Origin of the sequence: Candidatus Clostridium stratigraminis (genome assembly GCF_045310675.1) — a bacterium.
Taxonomy (GTDB): domain Bacteria; phylum Bacillota; class Clostridia; order Clostridiales; family Clostridiaceae; genus Clostridium_AT; species Clostridium_AT stratigraminis.
In genome coordinates this window covers 1-2188 of the sequence record NZ_JBJHZZ010000036.1, presented here as the reverse complement: position 1 = coordinate 2188, position 2188 = coordinate 1, and the positions used below count along the sequence as shown (strand labels likewise).

Annotated in this window: 2 protein-coding genes and 1 tRNA gene; 2 read left to right on the top strand and 1 reads right to left on the bottom strand. The window is 28.7% G+C overall.

Going from position 1 to position 2188, the window contains the following annotated elements; genetic code table 11:
• The first annotated feature begins 86 nt into the window (after nucleotides 1-86).
• Nucleotides 87-162 (top strand) — tRNA-Phe (locus tag ACJDUG_RS17705).
• Nucleotides 163-352: 190 nt separating this feature from the next.
• Here ACJDUG_RS17705 and bcp read toward each other — a convergent pair.
• Nucleotides 353-823 (bottom strand): thioredoxin-dependent thiol peroxidase, encoded by a 471-nt coding sequence (bcp, locus tag ACJDUG_RS17700; protein WP_406771193.1) that lies wholly within the window; start codon nucleotides 821-823, stop codon nucleotides 353-355.
• A 223-nt stretch (nucleotides 824-1046) separates the two neighbouring features.
• Between bcp and ACJDUG_RS17695 the strand changes: the two genes are divergently transcribed.
• The gene (locus ACJDUG_RS17695) at nucleotides 1047-1790 is read left to right on the top strand and encodes a peptidylprolyl isomerase (RefSeq protein WP_406771192.1); all 744 of its coding nucleotides are present in this window, start codon (nucleotides 1047-1049) and stop codon (nucleotides 1788-1790) included.
• The last annotated feature ends 398 nt before the right edge of the window (nucleotides 1791-2188 follow it).

Sequence of the window (2188 nt, the reverse complement as noted above, 5' to 3'; positions counted from 1 at the left end):
ACCGAACACGATGGTTAAGCTTCTCAGCGCCGATGGTACTGCTTGGGCGACTAAGTGGCAGAGTAGGACGTTGCTAGATAATACATGGCTAGATAGCTCAGTCGGTAGAGCAGAGGACTGAAAATCCTCGTGTCCCTGGTTCGATTCCTGGTCTGGCCACCAAAAGCCTTATAGTCTTAGCTATGAGGCTTTTTATAATTTTTAAAATTACTAGTTAAGCTATATAAACTATATTACTCAGCTATGGACAAAAATATAAAATTGTATATCACATTAAGCCAAGGTTACATTTTACAAGAGTTATGCGGCCATTCATTAATGAATAATTATGGGAGTGCTAAAAAGTGCTCCCTTAATTATTTAGTTCTTTTATAATATCTTCCACATGCTCATTAACTTTAACTTTTCTAAAGATCTTTTTAATTATTCCTTGTTCATCTATAATAAATGTACTTCTTTCAATTCCAATGGACTTCTTGCCATACATATTTTTTTCTTTTATAACATCATACATTTTACATACATTTTCATCTTCATCTGAGAGTAAAGTAAAAGTCAATGAAAACTTATTGCAAAAGTTTTTATGAGAAGATAAAGAGTCTCTGCTTATTCCTAAGACCACCGCATTAAGTTCATTAATTTTTTCAATATTATCGCTAAAATCATTAGCCTCTATAGTACATCCTGGAGTATTATCTTTAGGATAAAAATAAACAATGACCTTCTTACCTAAATAATCACTTAAACTATGTTCCTTATCGTCAGAACCCATTAATTTAAAGTCAGGTGCTTTTATTCCCTCTTTTAATTCATCTATACTCATATAAAATCCTCCTATATAATAGTTGAAGAAGCAAAGATAAATATATAGTAATTAATATTTATTATTTGTTACCTATAATTATATATTAACTCTAATCATAAGTAAAGCATTCTTAAAGGCTAATTCTTATTATCATAATGAAATAAAGGTGTTTTCATTATGATAATGTATATGATATTATAAAGAGGTAAAATTATTAAATATCATGTATAAGGAGAATAACATGGAACAAAAAATTATTGCTGTGGTAAATGGAAAAGAAATAACAGAAAATGATTTAAATAATGCTATTTTAAGATTTCCAAAAGACAAGCAGGGCTACCTTTCAACAGAAGAAGGCAAAAAACAACTTCTAGATCAGCTAATCTCTTTTGAATTAATTTATAGCTATGCATTAGATAATGAAATTCAAAAAAATGAGGATTATTTAATAAATCTTGAAGCTGCAAAAAAAGAGCTGCTAACACAAACTGCCATTAGGCATATTTTAAAAGATGTAAATGTTACCGATGAAGAAGTAAAGAATTATTATGAGGCTAATAAGAATTATTTCATGAATGAAGAAACAGTAAGTGCAAGGCATATATTAGTTGATTCATTTGAACTTGCCAATGAAATAAAAAATAAAATCGATAATGGATTAAATTTTGAAATGGCTGCAATGCAATACTCATCTTGTCCTTCAAAGGAGCAGGGAGGAAATTTAGGTCAATTCACAAGAGGCAGAATGGTACCTGAATTTGAAAATGCTGCCTTTGAATTAGCTGTTGGACAGACAAGCGATCCTGTTAAGACACAATTTGGATACCATATAATAAAAGTTGATGAAAAGGTTTCTGGAATTGCAAAGCCTTTGGAAGAAGTTTTTGATATCATAAAGAATGAAATTTTAAGTGAAAGAGAAAGCTTCAAGTATATGCAGTTTACTGAAGGACTAAAAAATGTATATGGTATAGAATTAAAATAAAATATTATTTAAAATAAGGGCAGCATCAAAGAAATGAATGATAGTCTATTTTGATGTTGCCCATTATTTGATATTTTATATTATAAAACTGCGCCTAGCGTGTCCATATGATTATAATGGAGAAATAACTAGAGTTGTAAAGAATAATAAAGTTAATTAGTGAAGAAAGCGTTTTAATAGTTTGTTATTAATATAATATGCTGATATTATAATCCATGTTGCTTGAGAGTAATTAAACTCAAAACGACAAATTATTAAATTGTTGTTGACAAGTATCGACATGTATTATATAATAGAACATGTCATTAAAATATGTTATACAACAAATTGGTCTTTGAAAATTAAACAGATATATAATAAGGTAAAAAACCAGCAATTCTTTTATTTAATTAAAGTAA